This is a genomic window from Solibacillus palustris (assembly GCF_022549215.1).
In the GTDB taxonomy this organism is placed as follows: Bacteria; Bacillota; Bacilli; order Bacillales_A; family Planococcaceae; genus Solibacillus; species Solibacillus daqui.
Window position 1 is genome coordinate 171,067 of sequence record NZ_JAKZFC010000001.1, and the last position, 17,520, is coordinate 188,586.

A 17,520-nucleotide genomic window follows, 5' to 3' on the forward strand; every position below is an offset into this window, starting at 1 on the left:
TGGGTGACGCACGATGAGTGTAAATTTAATTGAATGGTCTAGTAGAATTTCGCAAGCAGAAAAGACGCGTCAAGGCATCGCGCCGTTGACGGAGCAAATCGAAAGCTTAAGTATGAAGGATGCTTACTGGATTCAGCTCGAGCAAGTACACCGTAAAGTAAATGCAGGCGATCGCATTACGGGCAAAAAAATTGGTTTAACATCACTCGCGATGCAGCAGCTGCTAAATGTAGATGAACCAGACTATGGGCATTTACTAGAATCAATGGCGATTACAAACAATGTGCTCGACTGCAGTGAGTGCATTAAGCCACGTGTAGAGGCAGAAATTGCGTTTGTCCTGAAAGAAGACTTAATCGGCCCGAATGTCACATTAGATCAAGTACTTGCCGCAACGGATTATGTTGTTGCGAGTCTTGAAGTTGTGGATAGCCGGATTAAAGATTGGAAAATCAAACTGCTTGATACGATTGCGGACAATGCATCGTCAGCTAAATATGTGTTAGGTGATGTCAAGAAGCCGATTGATGCGATTGATTTACCGGGAGTGGAAATGAATTTTTATAAAAATGGAGAGCTAATTAATAGCGGCAAAGGGACAGATGTATTAGGAAACCCGGCAGCTTGTGTTGTATGGCTGATTAACCGGTTAGCTGATTTTAATATTGGGGTGAAAAAAGGCGAAGTCATTTTATCAGGCGCTCTATCTGCCGCACTGGATGCAAGCCCAGGGGACGAATTTGTAGCGGACTTTGGTGAAACGCTCGGAAAAATTCAATTAAGCTGTCGAAAATAGGAGGTTCTATGAAAAAGGTGAAGGTTGGAATTATCGGGTCGGGCAACATCGGTACCGATCTTATGAAAAAAGTAATGCGCTCTGACGAATTAGAAATGTCCGTGTTAATCGGAATTGATCCAGCATCAGATGGATTAAAACTTGCACAGGATGCGGGTATCCACACAATTTCAAACGGTATCGAAGGTTTTTTACAGCAACCTGAGCTAGCAGATATTTTATTTGATGCGACATCAGCAAAAGCGCATCAAGCACATGTGGATGCATTGGTGCCACTAGGAAAGCGTGTCATTGATTTGACACCTGCAGCAATCGGTCCTTTTGTTGTACCGGCTGTTAATTTGCAAAATCATATCGAGCAGCCTGTTGTCAATATGATTACATGCGGTGGGCAAGCAACGATTCCGATTGTCTATGCGATTTCTCGCGTGCAAAGTGTCGCCTATGCCGAAATTGTTGCAACGATCGCTTCTAAAAGCGCTGGTCCAGGAACGCGTGCGAACATTGATGAATTTACAGAAACTACGGCGCGTGCGATTGAGCAAGTAGGCGGTGCCAAGCAAGGAAAAGCCATTATTATTTTGAATCCAGCAGAGCCACCGATGCTTATGCGTGATACCGTTTCATGTTTATTGGAGGAAGAAGCAAAAGACCCTGCGCAAATTAAGCAAGCAATTGAGGAAATGGTACAGGCAGTCAATGCATATGTGCCAGGCTACCGCTTAAAAATCGAGCCATTAATCGATGGACGCGAAGTAAAAGTGTTTTTGGAAGTAGAAGGGCTTGGCGATTATTTACCGGTGTATGCCGGCAACCTAGATATTATGACGGCTGCAAGCTTGAAAGTCGCTGAATTGATTGCACAGCAGCTCCAGCAAAAAGGGGTGCAAATTTCATGAAAAAGTTGTTAGTAACAGAAGTAGCTTTACGCGATGGAAGCCATGTAGTCGGTCATCAGTTTACAAAAGAACAAGTGCGCAATGTAACGAAGCAACTAAGCGCTGCGGGTGTGCCTTATATCGAAGTGACGCACGGAGACGGTTTAGGTGGGTCATCTTTACAGTATGGTTTTTCAAAGGAATATGATATCGAGCTTGTAAAAGAAGCGGTGAAAGTAGCCGGTAATTCAACGATTGCGGTTTTGTTGTTACCAGGTATTGGTACGATTGAAGATTTAAAAAAGGCATATGATGCCGGCGCTCGCATGGTACGTGTAGCAACACATGTTACAGAAGCAGATGTTTCAAAGCAGCATATTGAAACAGCAAAAACGATGGGAATGGAGACAGTCGGCTTCTTAATGATGGCGCACAGTGCTCCACCAGAAGTTGTTTTGGAGCAGGCGAAGCTAATGGAATCTTACGGGGCAGATGTTGTTTACGTGACGGATTCTGCAGGTGCAATGCTACCAAGTGATGTAACCGCTCGCATTAGTTTATTAAAGGCGCATTTGTCGGTAGATATCGGCTTCCATGCACACAATAATTTATCATTGGCGGTTGCGAACACTCTTGCAGCTATTGAGGCAGGCGCCAACCGTATTGATGGGAGTGTGTGCTGCTTAGGTGCAGGAGCCGGAAATACACAAACAGAAGTATTGGTTGGTGTATTAGAACGCTTAGGATATGAAACGGGTATCGACCTTTACAAAATGCTCGACTTGGCAGATGATGTGCGCACGAATCTTTTACCAGCGCCGCAAGATATTACGAGCGGTAGCTTCATTATGGGCTATGCCGGTGTCTATTCAAGCTTTTTACGTCACGCCGTCCTTGCGTCAGAAAAATTCGGTGTCGATGCACGCGATATTTTAGTTGAGCTTGGTAAGCGTAAAGTAGTTGGTGGACAAGAAGATATGATTATTGAAGTAGCACAACAAATGGCAGAAAAAAGGGTGAGAGTATCGTGAGTACAATTTATGAATTTGTAGAGCGCGTAGCAACAGCACAATCAGAAAAAACAGCAATCGAAAAAATTACGAATAGTAACCCAACTTTAACGCTTGAAGAGGCATACGAAATTCAACGTCTTAGCATCGAAAAATCGATTTCAGCAAGCAATGCATTTATCGGATGGAAGATGGGTTTAACGAGTAAAGCGAAGCAACTTCAAGTAGGTGTGGAGTCAACAATTTACGGTCGCTTAACAAATAATATGTTAATGAATCATAACGAAATTACAGCAGCAGATCACATTCATCCGCGTATCGAGCCGGAAGTCGCTTTTACATTCAAAAGTGCGATTGCCGGTGAAAATTTAACGGCGTATGAAGTATGGTCAGCAGTTGAATACGTTTATTTAGCACTAGAAGTAATTGATAGTCGCTACGAAAACTTTGCCTTTTCGTTAATGGATGTTATAGCAGACAATGCTTCTTCCACAAAATTCTTAATGGGAAGTCAGCCATATGCACCGACAACAACGGACTGGGCACAAATTAAAGTAGATGTGTATCACAATGGTGAGCGAAAGTATGAAGGTGTTGGTGCAGCAATTTTAGATCATCCGATTCATTCTGTGATTGAGCTGCTCAATTTGCTAAGCAAAGAAGGGCGCGGCATTCAACCAGGCCAGCTTGTATTAGCAGGTGCCATGACGGACGCAGTAGCTGTAAAAGCAGGCGATACAGTGACAGCGGATTATGGTGTGTTAGGTAGCCTAACAATAAATGTGAAGTAATGGTGAGAATTCTATGCCAATTGTACAAATTCAATTATTAGAAGGTCGCAGTGCGGAACAAAAACGACAGATTATTTATGAAATGACGGAGATGCTAGCGAGAGTTGCTGACGCTCCGAAAGAAAGCATTCGCATCATTATTCAAGAAATTCCATTAGATCATTGGGGCATCGCAGGTGAAACGATGACTGAGTATCGAAAAAACAAGGAATAGAGGGGATTCAATTTCATGAAAAAGTTTTTAAGTTTTGCAGCAATGCTTATGTTACTTCTAGTTTTAGCGGCATGTAATAATGATGAAAAAACAGTCACTACGAGCACTTCAGCAGGATCAGGTGATTATCCAGAAGTAACGTTTAAGTTAGCGCATATTACACCTACTGATCACATGTGGCACAAGGCTTCTGAAAAATTCAAAGAAGAACTGGAATCGATTACTGGCGGTAAAATGTCCGTTGAAATTTACCCAGCGAGTCAATTAGGCTCTGAGGCGGACATGGTACAGCAAGTAGAAGCGGGTTCAGTAGATATGGCGATGATTACAGCGGCCTATTTAACATCTCGTACACCAGAAATGGCAGCATGGTTTGCGCCTTATTTATTCGATTCATTAGAGGAAGCAAATAAAGTAGCACAATCCGATTTAGGGCAGCAAGTACTAAAGAAAGTGGAAGGCACAGGTCTTAAAGGCTTAACGTATTTATTTGCAGGGCAACGTACGATGGTTACGAAGGATGTAAAAATCAATTCGACAGATGATTTAAATGGCTTAAAATTACGTGTAACACCAAGTCCAGCACTACAGTCATTCTACCGTAATGCAGGCGCGGCGCCAGAATCTTTATCATTAACAGAAGTATATTCGGCGTTACAAACGGGCGTTATTGATGGAATGGACATGGACTTAGACGCAACAATTACAAATAAATATGCGGAAATCGCAAAATATGTAGCTGTAACAAACCACATGGTATGGCCTTCAACAATTTTAACAAATGAGAAAAAATTCAATGCCCTTTCACAAGATGCACAGGATGCCGTAACACAAGCTTGGAAAGTAGCAAGTGAATTCGCTGTAACAACACGTGCTGGTCAAGAAGAAGAATTCCGCAAAGAGTTAGAAAGTCAAGGCATGGAAGTATATGACCTAGATGCAAGCGTGTTCGAAAAGCAAATTGAAGCATTCGACAGTGAGTACGGTGGTCAGTCAGATTTAATTAAGCAATTCATTGAAGCGAACCGTTAATCAAATGAAGTAATCGAACAGTGATTTGGAGGGTGTAGGATGACAAAGCTCAGCAATGTTATTACAAGTGTAGAGGAAGTTATTATGGGCGTTTTAATGGCGATTTTAACGATTATCATGGTAACAGCTGTATTTTTTCGCTATGTATTATCTGATCCACTCCCTTGGGCAACGGAAGTTTCGATTTACTTATTCATTTGGTTTTCATTCATAGGAGGTAGCTGGGGCTTGAAGTATGGTACGCAAGCCGCAGTTACTTTTTTACTTGATGCTTTATCAGAGAATAAGCAACGAATGTTAAAAATTGTCCAAGATGTAATTATGTTAGCTTTTCTAATCATTATTTTAGTATATTCCGTGAAATGGCTTATGCTGCCTTCAACGATGCTCCAAAAATCTACGTCTCTTGGCATGCCGATGTGGATTCCATATAGCGCTGTGCCAACGGGTATATTATTTGCGATAATTCACATTGTTGCACGTCTAATTCGTCTATTAAAAAATGAAGAAAAACTACAAGAAAAAGAGATTGGAGATGAATTAGTATGACATTTATTACAATCGCTGTATTTGTCATTTTATTAATTTTAGGTATTCCAATTTCTTTAGTATTGGGGATTACGACAGTTGTTTACTTTTTAATTAATGGGCAAGCGATACTACTAGATTCTACGCCTTTACGCATGTTTTCAGGGCTCGAAAATTTTGGTTTATTAGCGATTCCGCTATTCATGTTAATGGGTGAAATTATGAATGAGGGCGGTATTACGACACGTCTTGTGAACTTTGCAAAGCTAATTTTAGGTCATTTTCGTGGCGGTTTGGCGTATGTAACCGTCGTAGCGAATATGTTTTTAGCGTCTATTTTAGGATCTGCCAACGCACAAGCAGCGATGATGAGTAAAGTGATGGTGCCGCAAATGGAAAAAGAGGGCTATAAGCGTGAGTTTGCAGGGGCAATTACGCTTGCTTCATCAATTATTGCCCCAATAATTCCACCAAGTATGATTTTCATTATTTATGGAACGTTGTCGAGCACATCGATTGGTGCGATGTTCATGGCTGGGATTTTACCGGGGATTTTATATGGACTTGCCTTTATGGGAATGATTGCATATTTGGGCTACAAAAATAATTTCCCAAAAAGTAAACGCCATTCTTTTAAGGAGATTTTGCAAGGGACAGTAAAAACGTTACCTGCATTATTAATTCCATTAGTAGTCGTTGTCGGAATTTTACGTGGCGTTTTTACTGCAACTGAGTCAGCGGCAGTTGCATGCTTTTTAGCAATTATCATCGGGTTATTTGTTTACCGTGAGCTCGATCTTAAAAAGTTTCCGAAAATGCTGGTTAACACTGTGACAAATACAGCGACGGTGACCTATTTAATCATTATGGCCAACATTTTTGGTTGGATGATAGCGTTTGAGCAAATTCCACAATTAATGGCCGACTTAATTTTAAGCTTCACAGAAAGTCCATGGGTGTTCTTACTATTAGTTAACGTTTTGTTATTAATTGTTGGTATGTTAATCGATGGTATTGCAGCGCTTGTTATTTTAGTACCAGTATTAATGCCTCTAGTACACGCGCTTCAAATCGATCCGGTACATTTCGGGGTGATTATTTGTATTAACTTAACGCTAGGTTTATTAACACCACCAGTAGGTACAGGGCTATTCATCGTATCATCGATGGCAGATATTAAGTTTGAACGACTAGTAAAGGCGGTTTTCCCGTTCATTATCGTATCGGTTGTCGTATTATTTATTATTACCTATATTCCAGATTTAGTATTGGTCATTCCTAGAATGCTAGGATTCTAATATGAAGCAGTTAAGATGGCTCGTTTTTCTCATCGTTATTGCTCAGCTATTAACTGCGTTTGTTGGAAGAAGCCTAAATCCATTTGCAGCGTATATTGGAGAAAGCCTAGCGCTGACCAATTTTCAAATTGGCTTTTTACCAACGGCGTTATTCGTGGGGCAATTTTTAGCCACATTACCAATTGGGTTTATAGCAGATTATATGGCGACCCACCGGCTGATGCTAATATTAATGTCAATTGTAGGGGGCGGATTTTTGTTGCTCTCTACAATTGATGAAAGTTATTTTTTAGCGCTTCTTTTTATTATGTTAGCGGGGCTTGGATATGGTGGCATGCATCCTGTAACGAATAAAATGCTTGTACAGCTTTATCCGATTCATAAAATTGCGCTGCCGATGGGTGTGAAGCAAATGTCGATTACGCTTGGCTCGGCTTTGTCGAGTATTGTGTTAATCGGCTTTGCACAGCACATAGGCTGGCAGCCAACCATTGCAATGGCATCCCTTTTATTATTAGTAATGGGTGTGTTCGTATATTGGTTATTAAAGCCGCATAAGGAAACGTTTCTTTCATATAGTGCTACGGAAGTTTCATTAGTTACACAGTTAAAAAAAATAATGAGCTCAACGCCGCTTTTATTTACTACGTTAATTGCGCTCATTTTAATGGGGATGCAAATTACCTTTAATACGTATCTTCTATTGTATTTAGTAGAGGTGAAAGTATGGGCCATTTATTTAGCAGGTTTGGCGCTTGCTTGCTCCGAAATTTTTGGTGCACTTGGTCGCGTTTTATGGGGTGTCATTAGCGACAAATTTCTACGTAGCAATCGCTGGTTAGCGCTGTTGATAATTGCGCTTTGGCTACCGTTCGCTTTATATGGGTTACATATCGTGCAAGATCATCTGCTATTGCTCCTTGTTATTGCCACGATTGGCTTTTCGCTTTCGGGGTTTAATGGTGTTTGGATGAACTTAGCTGTTGAAAGTGTCCCAAAAACATTAAGTGGTTCGGCAAGTGGCTTTAGCGTGACATTTGCGTCGGTAGGGGTCTTTATTATCCCACCGCTTTTTGGACTTATTTTAGATAAAGCTAATTATGTACAAGCAGGGGCTTTTTTAGCATGTGCAAGTAGTTTATGTGCACTGATTATTGTAGGGGTGCTGTTTAGTAAAAAGAAGAGCAGTGGCATAATTTAGAACCATACTTGATTGTATCGAAGTAGCTGTAAAACTAATAAATCTCGGGATATTATAGTTATTAAACTTAACTAACATTGAGCAAATTCACTAACAAAAAATGGATTAAGTACAGTGTTACTAATTTTCGGCGGGCTACGGCATGACCGCATTATGGCCACGTGTTACGTGTCCATACTACTGTCTTTAATGCCGCATGCAAGGCCCGCCAAATTAAAATGTTACGTTTTTTATAAAGGTAAAAGAGTCCAATGTTGCCACTTACGCTATCGCGAGGCGGCGGTGAAGAATAAAATAGTACGCTGTATACAAATTGTATCTATGGTTACAAGTTAGCTCTGTAGAAAAATGAGCTATTTTGAGTGTCTCAAAAATAAAATCATTTTAGACGAAAGTGGACTTTATTTCAATTACAAAGTTCAATTCTGTACACTTCATTCAAAAGTTTTGTAATAAAAACCAACTTTAGTTTTATAGTAGAGTGCCGCGAAGTGAAGGGGGCGACTTCTAGGGGATTAAGCGTGCGCGGAAAATCCACTATATATATAGTTAGTTGAAGCCACGCCCCCAGAAAAGCGTCCCCCGTAACGTAGCAGAACGGACTGTATTATATAAATACACTTGAATCCAAATTTTGTATTGAAAAATGCTCATTATGAGTTTTAATAAGAAAAGTCGATTCATACTAGGGCTTCTAGTGTGAATCGGCTTTTTTCATATGACACTAACGTCGTCATCATAGTACTTTGCTATATCTTGGTTTAATCGTGTTTTCAAAAATATCAATGGGCATAAATATGAGTGATCATTTAATTATTTCATTACTTTTGAGTGCATCATAAACGCATAGCCTTCAGCGCTTTCAAGTGAAAAAGAAGCACCCATACCTTCCATGACATCGACAATAATTTGCATATGTTTTAAATACGTATCCTGTGTTTTATCAATATAATAAGGCACACCTGCAATTTCACCAACACGTACATTTTGACTGCTAATATAATGGCCATCCGCGTGAAAGCACATCGGCACCGTGCCATCACAGCAGCCCGAAGATTGCTGAAACAACAAATTGCCGTGCTTTTTCTTTAACAGTTCGATTACTTCAATAGCCTTGTCTGTTGCGATTAATTTTTCCATTAAGTTAAACCTCCTTTTCGCATGAAAAAAGGGATGCGCTAAATTAGCACATCCCGGTATGAGCTTTATCGACTTAGAAGAAGCCCATTGGTGATTGGTTATAGCTTACTAACATACATTTCGTTTGTTGGTAGTGCTCTAACATCATTAAGTGGTTTTCGCGACCAATACCTGATTGTTTGTAACCGCCGAATGCAGCGTGAGCAGGGTATTGGTGGTACGTGTTTGTCCAAACGCGACCAGCTTGGATACCACGAACTGCGCGGTAAGCTGTATCCATGTTACGAGACCATACACCAGCACCTAGGCCGAAGTCTGTGTCGTTAGCAATTTCCATTGCTTCTTCAAACGTTTTGAACGTTGTTACAGAAAGTACTGGACCAAAGATTTCTTCTTGGAAGATACGCATGTTGTTTGTACCTTTGAATACTGTAGGCGCTACATAGTAACCGCCTTCTAATTCGCCTTCAAGAACGTTTTGGTGACCGCCGATAAGTAGCTCAGCGCCTTCTTCTTGACCAATTGTCATGTAAGACATGATTTTTTCTAATTGTTGTTGTGAAGCTTGTGCACCCATCATTGTTTCAGTATCTAATGGGTTACCGATTTTGATTGCTTTAATGCGTTCTAATGCACGTTTCATAAATTCTTCATAAATGTCTTCGTGTACTAATGCACGTGATGGACAAGTACAAATTTCACCTGAGTTTAGTGCGAATAATACTAAACCTTCGATTGCTTTATCTAAGAACTCATCATCTTTATCCATTACGTCTGGGAAGAAGATGTTCGGTGATTTACCACCAAGCTCTAATGTTACAGGGATGATGTTCTCTGTAGCATATTGCATAATTAAACGACCAACGCCAGTTGAACCAGTGAAGGCAACTTTGTTGATACGAGGGTTTGTTGCAAGTGGTTTACCTGTTTCAACCCCAAGACCGTTGACTACGTTGAATACACCTTTTGGTAATAAGTCTTGGATTAATTCGATTAATACCATCATTGAAGCAGGCGTTTGCTCAGCAGGCTTCATTACGATTACGTTACCAGCAGCTAATGCAGGAGCGATTTTCCAAGCAGCCATAAGTAACGGGAAGTTCCAAGGAATAATTTGACCTACAACCCCGATTGGCTCGTGGAAGTGGTATGCTACTGTATCGTTGTCGATTTCAGAAATACCACCTTGTTGTGCACGAATAGCACCAGCGAAGTAGCGGAAGTGATCTACAACTAATGGAATATCAGCATTTAATGTTTCGCGAACTGCTTTACCATTGTCCCAAGTTTCAGCAACAGCAATCATTTCTAAGTTTGCTTCGATACGGTCAGCAATTTTGTTTAAAATGTTGGCACGGTAAGCAACAGATGTATGAGCCCAAGCGTCTTTTGCAGCATGTGCAGCATCTAAAGCTAACTCGATATCTTCTTCAGTTGAACGAGCAACAGATGTGAATACTTTACCTGTCACTGGAGATTTTACGTCTAAGTATTGACCTTTAACAGGAGCTACCCATTCACCACCGATAAAGTTCTCATATTTTTCTTTGAAATTAACTACTGCACCAGTAGTATTAGGATTTGCATAAATCATGTTATATCGCCCCTAAATGCTAGATTTAAAGTTTGGTAACTTTATGCCTCGATTATGCATCTGCATATTCAAATAAGCAAACAAAAAAATTATTTTATTATTCAGAATAGTATCTTTTTCTGTGGGAAATGAATAGAGTATTCATCAAGAAAAGTTCGTTATTGTACTTATACAGATAGATTTCGAATAATGATATTGGAAAAATTGGATATAAATATATTATTTTGATATAAAAATGTATTATATAACAAATTGGATTAGTAAATATTAATTCGATTAATTGTATAAAAATTCTTGATAAAAATTCTCGATTAATCAAATGAATATTAAATGTAAACATTAAAAAAATTTAAGTCGCTGTTATTTTTTATGGTCATTGTCAATTTGATTTTGTTTGGCTTTTGTTTAGGAATTGCGTGGGTCATTTCCAAAACGACCGGGCTTATGTTTAAAACATCAGTCGCTGCCAATGTACCAGGGGGATTATCACAGTTGGTGCTTTTTGCAGAAGAAGAGGGCGATGTGAATTTAACGGCGGTAACGTATTTTCACATTATCCGTGTGTTAGGGGTTGTGCTCCTCATTCCGTTTTTAGTATCGGGGCATGTCATGAGTGGGGGAGCGATTCCAGTTTCGGTTGATGCTTGGCAAATCGTGCAGCTGATTTTAGTAGCAGCTGCACTTGTTCCGCTTGGAAAGAAAATTAAATTGCCGGTTGCACATTTTTTAACGCCAATTTTAGTTATCATAGTTTTGAAATTGTTTTCGATTGAAGCAGCTCCAATGCCGAGCGATGTCTTGCATGTTGCACAACTATTAATCGGGGCATATATTGGGCTCTTATTAAAGCCTGAAACGTTGCGCTTACCTGTAAAGGTGTTAATTGGGGGCATTGCTAGTACGGTGACGATGATTGCACTCACTTATGGAACAAGTCTTCTCATTGCCAATTATTTAGATTTAAGCTTTGCGACGAGCTTTTTAAGTACAGCGCCAGGAGGTCTCGACCAAATGGGCTTACTTGCCGCTGCTGTACAGGCGGATATTTCAGTTGTGACGGTGTTTCAGCTGTTTCGTTTATTATTCATTTTCCTTTGTATCCTGCCGCTTATAAAATGGGTTTACAGTAAAAAAAATACGTAATTGTGTCTGTGATTTTACAGGGGTGAGCGTGAAATTATTTGAAAAGGAGCTTGGAAGCTAACCCTTTGCGAGTGGTTTAGGTTATACTAGAGAAAGTGATTAATTGAGGGAGTAGGATTAGGAAACATGCAAACGCAATCAAATCGACAGTTGTGGGCGCAAGCTGTGAAAACCGGCATTATCAAATCAAACTTGATTCCGATGATTGCTGCACTGATGCTCGCACTATACACATATAAACTAGACTTTATTGAACAGATTCCAGCAATTATTTTTGCGACACTTGGCTCTGCAGCTGTTATTGCCGCAGCAGGTGCATATAACAACGTCTATGACCGAGACATCGACCAAATTATGCCGCGTACGAAAATGCGTCCGACGGTAACAGGTGAGCTATCATCCAAACAAGTGCTAATCGTGGCGACACTTTTACTAATTGTAGGTTGTGTAATGCTTTACTTAGCATCACCACTTGCTGCCTTACTTGGTTTTTTAGGTGTATTTTTCTACGTCGTTCCATACACAATGTGGACAAAACGCCGTACAATTTGGAACACAGAAGTCGGCAGTATTTCGGGAGCAATGCCACCGCTAATTGGTTGGGCTGCTGTTGCACCAGACATTTGGCACCCGGCTGCATGGGCATTATTTTTAATTATGGTCATTTGGCAAATGCCGCACTTTTACGCTATTGCCATCCGTAAAAAAGAAGACTATGCCGCAGCAAACATCCCGATGCTACCGGTAGTAAAAGGGGAACACCGCACATATATTCAATCGAATGTGTACTTAGTGTTACTAAGTTTATCTAGCTTATTATTTTTACCGCTCAGCTTAGGCTTAACGATTGTATCGTTTATTTTAGGGATCATTTGGCTGTGGATGAGTATTACCGCGTCAAAGAAAAAAGAACAGAAAAAATGGGCCAACAAAATGTTTGCTTACTCGTTATTCCATATGATGGCAGTTTTCGGAACTGTGTTCATCTATGCATCAGTCGGCATGATTTTAAATGCGCTCTAATTAGAGATACCGTAGTAGCTATGAATTCAATAGCGGCTACGGTTTTTTTATGGATAGGAAAGACGTTACATCAAAAGAAGTTAATATTTTGTGAACAGAAGATGTGATCATACTATGACAATCAAATAAGTGATATTTTGAAGTGGGCAGGCAAATGCTATGATAAATGTATCAAGCGAAGCCAATTGCTTGAAAATAAGTTTCGCACTCAAAATGATATGCTTAATTTTACTCATATTTCGTATACGACTTCGACAACATATAAAACCCCCTATTTTTATATGGTCAAGTACGGAAAAGAAAACTCCAACATGCATGTGGGCTGTTGGAGTTTTTTGTTGTTGGTGGCAATGAAGCAATTCAACAATTGACAGATGCTTCATTAGAGGAGATTGAATCATTACGCCAACGATATTAAATAACGAAAACACCGCTACATTTTCTTTTAAATAGACTATACTAATTAGAGGATAATATGTTCAATATATGAGCATATATCCTCTTATCCATAAGGGGGTTTTTTAATGACACCAGAACAAATTGTTAGAGAATTTTTTGAAAAAGTACGTTCAGGAAATGATCCTGAATACTCCAATCAATTAATGGCAGAACAAGTATTGGCACATCAAATTGTATCTGAAGTAGAACAAACAGTGGTGAGGACACCTAAGGATTATACTGAACACGTAAGAGAAATGATTGAAGCATATGGTAATTTTTCTTTAGAAATTCAAGAATTATTAGTAGGCGGAAATAAAGTATATGTACGATGGAAACAAAAAGGTACGCACGTAGGAGAAATTGATGGATACCAACCTACAGGGCTTCCAATAATACAAATCGCAAGTGCGGTATATAAAATAGAAAATGAAAAAATTTCAGAGTATTGGATACAGATTGATAGGTTAGGTATTCAAGTACAATTAGAGAGTAATAAAAATATTAAAAGTGTTTAATTTTCAATGTATTTGTTAATAAAATTATAGCTTTCAAAAATCTTGTTTCATTAACGGGTGCTTTAGTACAAGAAGAAAGGGATCTACATATTAGATATGACTAATATGTAGATCCCTTTAATTTATCTATCTTTTTTAAAATTAGATCTTGATAATATCAAGCGTAGCGGTGTTTCTCTTTAATCCTAGTAACGATGCTTTCTATAGCTTAATACTCGCTACTTCATGCATATAATCACCAAGTACGCGTAAGCCTTGGTCGAAGTTTTCTAAATGGAAGTGCTCGTTTGGTGCGTGGAAGTTTTCGCTTGAAAGTCCGAAGCCCATTAGCACAACTGGTAAGTTTAAAATTTCATCAAATGCAGCTACGATTGGAATCGAGCCACCGCCGCGCGTATAAGCAGTTGGCACATTGTATACTTTTTCGTATGAACGACCCGCTGCTTGAATTAATGGGTGATCGAATGGTGTGATGTAAGGTTTCCCTTTATCAAACTCAGAAATCACAACCTCAACACCAGCAGGCTTGTGCTTTTCAATATGTGCTTTAAGTAGCGCTACGATTTCATTTGGATCTTGATTTGGTACTAAGCGGCACGTAATTTTTGCGCCTGCTTCAGCTGGTAACACCGTTTTAATCCCTTCACCTGAGAAGCCACCGAACACGCCGTTAATTTCTAGCGTTGGACGAGCCCACGTTTGTTCTAAATAAGAGTAACCGGCTTCACCGAATAATTCTTTAACGCCCACTTCTTCTTTTAATGCATTTTCGTCAAAATTTAGGTCGCGGTATGCTTGGCGCTCTTCTTCTGATAATGGCAACACATTGTCATAGAAGCCATCAACTTGGATTGTGCCATGCTCATCGCGGAATGACGCTAAAATGTCAGTTAATGCGTGAATAGCGTTTTGTACGCCGCCACCGTAAAGGCCTGAATGTAAATCACCTTTCGCACCGCGCACATCAATTTGTACACCTGTTAAGCCACGTAAGCCGTAGCACACTGCTGGTTTTCCTTTTGCGTAAAGACCAGTATCCGAAATAACGATTAAGTCAGCAGCTAATTTTTCTTTATTGTCTTCCGTATATTGAGGTAGTGACGGACTACCGATTTCTTCTTCGCCTTCATAAATAAATTTAACGTTTACAGGCAATGTTCCTTCCGTAGCAAACAGCGCTTCAATCATTTTTAAGTGCATGAACACTTGGCCCTTGTCATCAGAAGACCCACGTGCATACAGCTTGTTGTCACGAATTGCTGGCTCAAACGGCGGTGTTTCCCATAAATGTAATGGATCAACTGGCTGTACATCATAGTGACCATAGAATAGAATCGTTGGTTTTCCTTCTGCGTGTAACCATTCACCATATACAACAGGGTGGCCAGCTGTTTGTTCAACTGCAACGTTTTCGATATTTAATGATTTTAAGTGATCTGCTAACCAGTTCGCAGCAGTCGCCATATCTGCTTTGTGCTCGGATAGGGCAGAAATACTTGGAATGCGTAAAAATTCGTTTAATTCGGCTAAATGGCGCGCACGATGTTCTGTAAAGTAAGCATCTAATGTTTGTAAATGATTCATAAATGGGCCTCCTATTATTTCGATTATAGAAATAAGTATAGCATACGCTTTAGCCTTTATCATGATTTGGCTGCACAGAATACGGTACATTCATAATAGAAATTCCAGGCTGTGCTAAAAGTGCTTGCTTCAATGCAAAGGCATGATGGTTATGCAATGCGGCATGCCGTTTTTTTTGTGTCACGAGCTGCGGTACAGCAACCATTACATGATAATTTTGTTTGTCTGCTCTAGCTTTTATTTTCAAAATCGTACGCATGAGCGGCTTTAACAAATACTGATTACTTGAGACAAAGGTGATGAGACGAATATTTGGTGCAAACTTAGCCCATTCCTCCTTCATATGTGCCACATCCTCCTTGGAGTGCCCAATATAAAGTGCATACATATTCGAGCAATGCTGTAATTCTAATATAGCAAGTGCTTTTTTCGTTGTTTGATAAATACCGCTAATCGGAATAATCATGATTTGCCCATTATAATTAGGGAAAACCGTTTCATTCGTTAAAGATTGTGCCACTTCATCATAGTGGTGGCGAATACGCAAACAGCCATAGACAATGATTGGAACAAAAATAACAACAGGCCAAACGACCATCCATTTTGACATAATAAGGGCGATCACAACCGTAGAAGTTAAGAGCATCGCCAGTAGAGGAACAATCATCTGAGCCGTTTTCCAATAGCAAATGACGAGCCCCAGTAATGCACACGTAAATGGTACAAATACACCGACTGCATATAAAGGAATCAGTTGCTCGGTATTACCTTGAAACACCACAATACACAGAATAGCTGCGATACTAAGAGCAATCATACTATTAGAGTAGCCTAAGACGATCTCCACGATTTAAAAAGATACGCGGTGCATAACCGTCCTTCGCGAGATTCGCTAATAGTTGCGGAAACGCTGCAAAGGAAGTGTTCGCTGCAAGTAATAAAATACTAATCGTTACAGCCTGAATGAAAAAATAAAAGCCATTTCGTCCAACAATTTGAGACGCAAGCTGTGATAAAACCGTCTCATTCATCGATGGTGTAATTTGAAAATGCGTGGCGAAAATCAGGACACCACTAAAGAGCAACGTTAAGATACCCGCTAATACTAACATCGTTTTTTGTGCATTGACGGCAGTTGGCTTCTTGAAATTGGGAACCGCATTACTAATCGCTTCTACACCTGTAAGCGCGGAACAGCCAACCGCAAAAGCTTTAATGAGCAACATCCATGAAAAAGCTTCCACTGTAGTCGGGGAAACGATCACCGCATCATTCCATTTAAAAAGTGCCATGATGAAAACGAGAAGCATCGCCACAATAAAGCCGTACACAGGAAACATCAATACACGTGCGGTTTCCGTTACACCACGTAAATTAAGTAATAGTATCCCACCGATAAAAAGCACACTAATTAAAATTCGAGACGCATGTAAACTTGGAAAGGCACTAGTTAAGGCATCCACACCAGCAGATACGCTTACGGCAATCGTTAAAATATAATCGACTAAAAGAAGCCCGGCTGTACAAAGTGCTACATAGTTATTCATATATTTTTGTGTGACTTTATAGGCGCCTCCACCCTCTGGAAACTGGGTAATGACCGAACGATAAGCAATAACAAGTAAAAACAGCAAAGCCAATATGAGCCCAGCAACGGGTAATGTATAGAGCGAATTCAAGGCAGTTGCCGCCCAAAGTACGATCATGATTTGTTCTGGTCCATAGGCAACCGAAGATAATGCATCCGAGGACAGGAGAGCAAGCGCTTCTTTTTTCGATACCGCTTGCTGTTTTTCACTGTTCAATTTTAAAGGCTTTCCGATAAAAATTTGTTTCCACATTACACACCACACCTTTTCCTGAATTTCTGTTTCATGTATTGAATATTTTGAATGAATGCATTATGCGCTCGAAAATGCTAGATAACAAGTTACTATCGATTCATTTATTTTCCAGTTTCGTGACGCATCATCAAAATGAGAGAGGGCTTTCTACTATGAAGGAAAAGCGAAGCATATAAAAAAAGAAGTGTAGGAAATTTAGAAAAACACAAATCGAAACCAAATAGCGCGACTTTATGTCTTTACTTATGTAGATTTCATTTGGAAAATTTTACGTTTCTATCGTCAAAAAAATACGCTACGATAGAATGAACAGATTTAACTTGTTTCAGCGGAAGTCCCAATTTCTATAAGAGGGGGATAAATGCCTAAATGTGCAACTCGATTCAGTGGAAGTTCAAACTCTAGCTGAATCAAGTTATGCCCCGGCGGATGTCACAGATTTTTAAGGGGAGTTTTTCGAGCGCGCTCGAAAAAATCTGGACGCAATT

Annotated in this window: 16 protein-coding genes and 1 pseudogene; 12 read left to right on the plus strand and 5 right to left on the minus strand. The window is 39.8% G+C overall.

The window, feature by feature from the left end:
- Window positions 1-13 precede the first annotated feature (13 nt).
- The 9 genes from LZ480_RS00780 to LZ480_RS00820 are packed head-to-tail and all read left to right on the plus strand — an operon-like array spanning window position 14 to window position 7,748.
- Window positions 14-796 carry a 2-keto-4-pentenoate hydratase gene (locus tag LZ480_RS00780; RefSeq protein WP_241367424.1) on the plus strand — a complete coding sequence of 261 codons (783 nt, stop codon included), beginning with the start codon at window positions 14-16 and terminating at the stop codon, window positions 794-796.
- 8 nt (window positions 797-804) lie between these two features.
- A complete protein-coding gene (locus tag LZ480_RS00785; RefSeq protein ID WP_241367425.1) occupies window positions 805-1,695 on the plus strand; it encodes an acetaldehyde dehydrogenase (acetylating) in 891 nt (296 codons plus the stop codon).
- Window positions 1,692-2,705, plus strand: a complete 1,014-nt coding sequence (gene dmpG / locus LZ480_RS00790; RefSeq protein ID WP_241367426.1) for a 4-hydroxy-2-oxovalerate aldolase — start codon at window positions 1,692-1,694, stop codon at window positions 2,703-2,705. The genes LZ480_RS00785 and dmpG overlap by 4 nt, the downstream gene beginning before the upstream one ends.
- Complete coding sequence (locus tag LZ480_RS00795; RefSeq protein ID WP_241367427.1) at window positions 2,702-3,475, plus strand: 2-keto-4-pentenoate hydratase; 774 nt, start codon at window positions 2,702-2,704, stop codon at window positions 3,473-3,475. Before dmpG ends, LZ480_RS00795 begins: the two co-directional genes overlap by 4 nt.
- A 13-nt stretch (window positions 3,476-3,488) precedes the next feature.
- Window positions 3,489-3,689: a 4-oxalocrotonate tautomerase gene (locus LZ480_RS00800; protein ID WP_241367428.1), complete on the plus strand. Its 201-nt coding sequence runs from the start codon at window positions 3,489-3,491 to the stop codon at window positions 3,687-3,689.
- Between the two features lie 15 nt (window positions 3,690-3,704).
- Window positions 3,705-4,721: a TRAP transporter substrate-binding protein gene (locus tag LZ480_RS00805; RefSeq protein WP_241367429.1), complete on the plus strand. Its 1,017-nt coding sequence runs from the start codon at window positions 3,705-3,707 to the stop codon at window positions 4,719-4,721.
- Between the two features lie 39 nt (window positions 4,722-4,760).
- The gene (locus LZ480_RS00810; protein ID WP_241367430.1) at window positions 4,761-5,270 is read left to right on the plus strand and encodes a TRAP transporter small permease; all 510 of its coding nucleotides are present in this window, start codon (window positions 4,761-4,763) and stop codon (window positions 5,268-5,270) included.
- Window positions 5,267-6,547: a TRAP transporter large permease gene (locus LZ480_RS00815; RefSeq protein ID WP_241367431.1), complete on the plus strand. Its 1,281-nt coding sequence runs from the start codon at window positions 5,267-5,269 to the stop codon at window positions 6,545-6,547. Before LZ480_RS00810 ends, LZ480_RS00815 begins: the two co-directional genes overlap by 4 nt.
- Window position 6,548: 1 nt before the next feature.
- Entirely contained in the window at window positions 6,549-7,748 is a 1,200-nt protein-coding gene (locus LZ480_RS00820) for an MFS transporter (RefSeq protein WP_241367432.1), read from the plus strand.
- A gap of 813 nt (window positions 7,749-8,561) precedes the next feature.
- Here the strand turns inward: LZ480_RS00820 and LZ480_RS00825 are convergent.
- Window positions 8,562-8,888: a DUF779 domain-containing protein gene (locus tag LZ480_RS00825; protein WP_241367433.1), complete on the minus strand. Its 327-nt coding sequence runs from the start codon at window positions 8,886-8,888 to the stop codon at window positions 8,562-8,564.
- Between the two features lie 73 nt (window positions 8,889-8,961).
- Window positions 8,962-10,482: an acetaldehyde dehydrogenase ExaC gene (gene exaC / locus LZ480_RS00830; RefSeq protein WP_241367434.1), complete on the minus strand. Its 1,521-nt coding sequence runs from the start codon at window positions 10,480-10,482 to the stop codon at window positions 8,962-8,964.
- A 348-nt stretch (window positions 10,483-10,830) separates the two neighbouring features.
- Here exaC and LZ480_RS00835 point away from each other — a divergent pair.
- The 3 genes and pseudogenes from LZ480_RS00835 to LZ480_RS00845 all read left to right on the plus strand — a co-directional run.
- Window positions 10,831-11,625 (plus strand): annotated as a pseudogene (locus tag LZ480_RS00835) (AbrB family transcriptional regulator); the annotation flags it as partial.
- A gap of 126 nt (window positions 11,626-11,751) precedes the next feature.
- Window positions 11,752-12,648: a heme o synthase gene (gene cyoE, locus LZ480_RS00840; protein ID WP_241367436.1), complete on the plus strand. Its 897-nt coding sequence runs from the start codon at window positions 11,752-11,754 to the stop codon at window positions 12,646-12,648.
- A gap of 524 nt (window positions 12,649-13,172) precedes the next feature.
- Window positions 13,173-13,604, plus strand: a complete 432-nt coding sequence (locus LZ480_RS00845; RefSeq protein ID WP_241367437.1) for an ester cyclase — start codon at window positions 13,173-13,175, stop codon at window positions 13,602-13,604.
- A gap of 201 nt (window positions 13,605-13,805) precedes the next feature.
- Here LZ480_RS00845 and LZ480_RS00850 read toward each other — a convergent pair whose 3' ends face one another.
- From LZ480_RS00850 to LZ480_RS00860, 3 genes are read right to left on the minus strand one after another with little or no spacing between them, the layout of a single operon-like run.
- Window positions 13,806-15,188, minus strand: coding sequence for a dipeptidase (locus LZ480_RS00850; protein WP_241367438.1), 1,383 nt, complete (start codon window positions 15,186-15,188; stop codon window positions 13,806-13,808).
- A 49-nt stretch (window positions 15,189-15,237) separates the two neighbouring features.
- Window positions 15,238-16,005 carry an APC family permease gene (locus LZ480_RS00855; RefSeq protein ID WP_241367439.1) on the minus strand — a complete coding sequence of 256 codons (768 nt, stop codon included), beginning with the start codon at window positions 16,003-16,005 and terminating at the stop codon, window positions 15,238-15,240.
- Between the two features lie 4 nt (window positions 16,006-16,009).
- Window positions 16,010-17,029, minus strand: a complete 1,020-nt coding sequence (locus LZ480_RS00860) for an APC family permease (RefSeq protein WP_241367440.1) — start codon at window positions 17,027-17,029, stop codon at window positions 16,010-16,012.
- Window positions 17,030-17,520: the final 491 nt, after the last annotated feature.

Excerpts from the sequence above, each read along its gene's own strand:
- LZ480_RS00780 (WP_241367424.1), top strand. The coding sequence starts at position 14 with ATGAGTGTAAATTTAATTGAATGGTCTAGTAGAATTTCGCAAGCAGAA.
- LZ480_RS00785 (WP_241367425.1), top strand. The coding sequence starts at position 805 with ATGAAAAAGGTGAAGGTTGGAATTATCGGGTCGGGCAACATCGGTACC.
- dmpG (WP_241367426.1), top strand. The coding sequence starts at position 1,692 with ATGAAAAAGTTGTTAGTAACAGAAGTAGCTTTACGCGATGGAAGCCAT.
- LZ480_RS00800 (WP_241367428.1), top strand. The coding sequence starts at position 3,489 with ATGCCAATTGTACAAATTCAATTATTAGAAGGTCGCAGTGCGGAACAA.
- LZ480_RS00805 (WP_241367429.1), top strand. The coding sequence starts at position 3,705 with ATGAAAAAGTTTTTAAGTTTTGCAGCAATGCTTATGTTACTTCTAGTT.
- LZ480_RS00810 (WP_241367430.1), top strand. The coding sequence starts at position 4,761 with ATGACAAAGCTCAGCAATGTTATTACAAGTGTAGAGGAAGTTATTATG.
- LZ480_RS00815 (WP_241367431.1), top strand. The coding sequence starts at position 5,267 with ATGACATTTATTACAATCGCTGTATTTGTCATTTTATTAATTTTAGGT.
- LZ480_RS00820 (WP_241367432.1), top strand. The coding sequence starts at position 6,549 with ATGAAGCAGTTAAGATGGCTCGTTTTTCTCATCGTTATTGCTCAGCTA.
- LZ480_RS00825 (WP_241367433.1), bottom strand. The coding sequence starts at position 8,888 with ATGGAAAAATTAATCGCAACAGACAAGGCTATTGAAGTAATCGAACTG.
- exaC (WP_241367434.1), bottom strand. The coding sequence starts at position 10,482 with ATGATTTATGCAAATCCTAATACTACTGGTGCAGTAGTTAATTTCAAA.
- cyoE (WP_241367436.1), top strand. The coding sequence starts at position 11,752 with ATGCAAACGCAATCAAATCGACAGTTGTGGGCGCAAGCTGTGAAAACC.
- LZ480_RS00845 (WP_241367437.1), top strand. The coding sequence starts at position 13,173 with ATGACACCAGAACAAATTGTTAGAGAATTTTTTGAAAAAGTACGTTCA.
- LZ480_RS00850 (WP_241367438.1), bottom strand. The coding sequence starts at position 15,188 with ATGAATCATTTACAAACATTAGATGCTTACTTTACAGAACATCGTGCG.
- LZ480_RS00855 (WP_241367439.1), bottom strand. The coding sequence starts at position 16,005 with ATGATTGCTCTTAGTATCGCAGCTATTCTGTGTATTGTGGTGTTTCAA.
- LZ480_RS00860 (WP_241367440.1), bottom strand. The coding sequence starts at position 17,029 with ATGTGGAAACAAATTTTTATCGGAAAGCCTTTAAAATTGAACAGTGAA.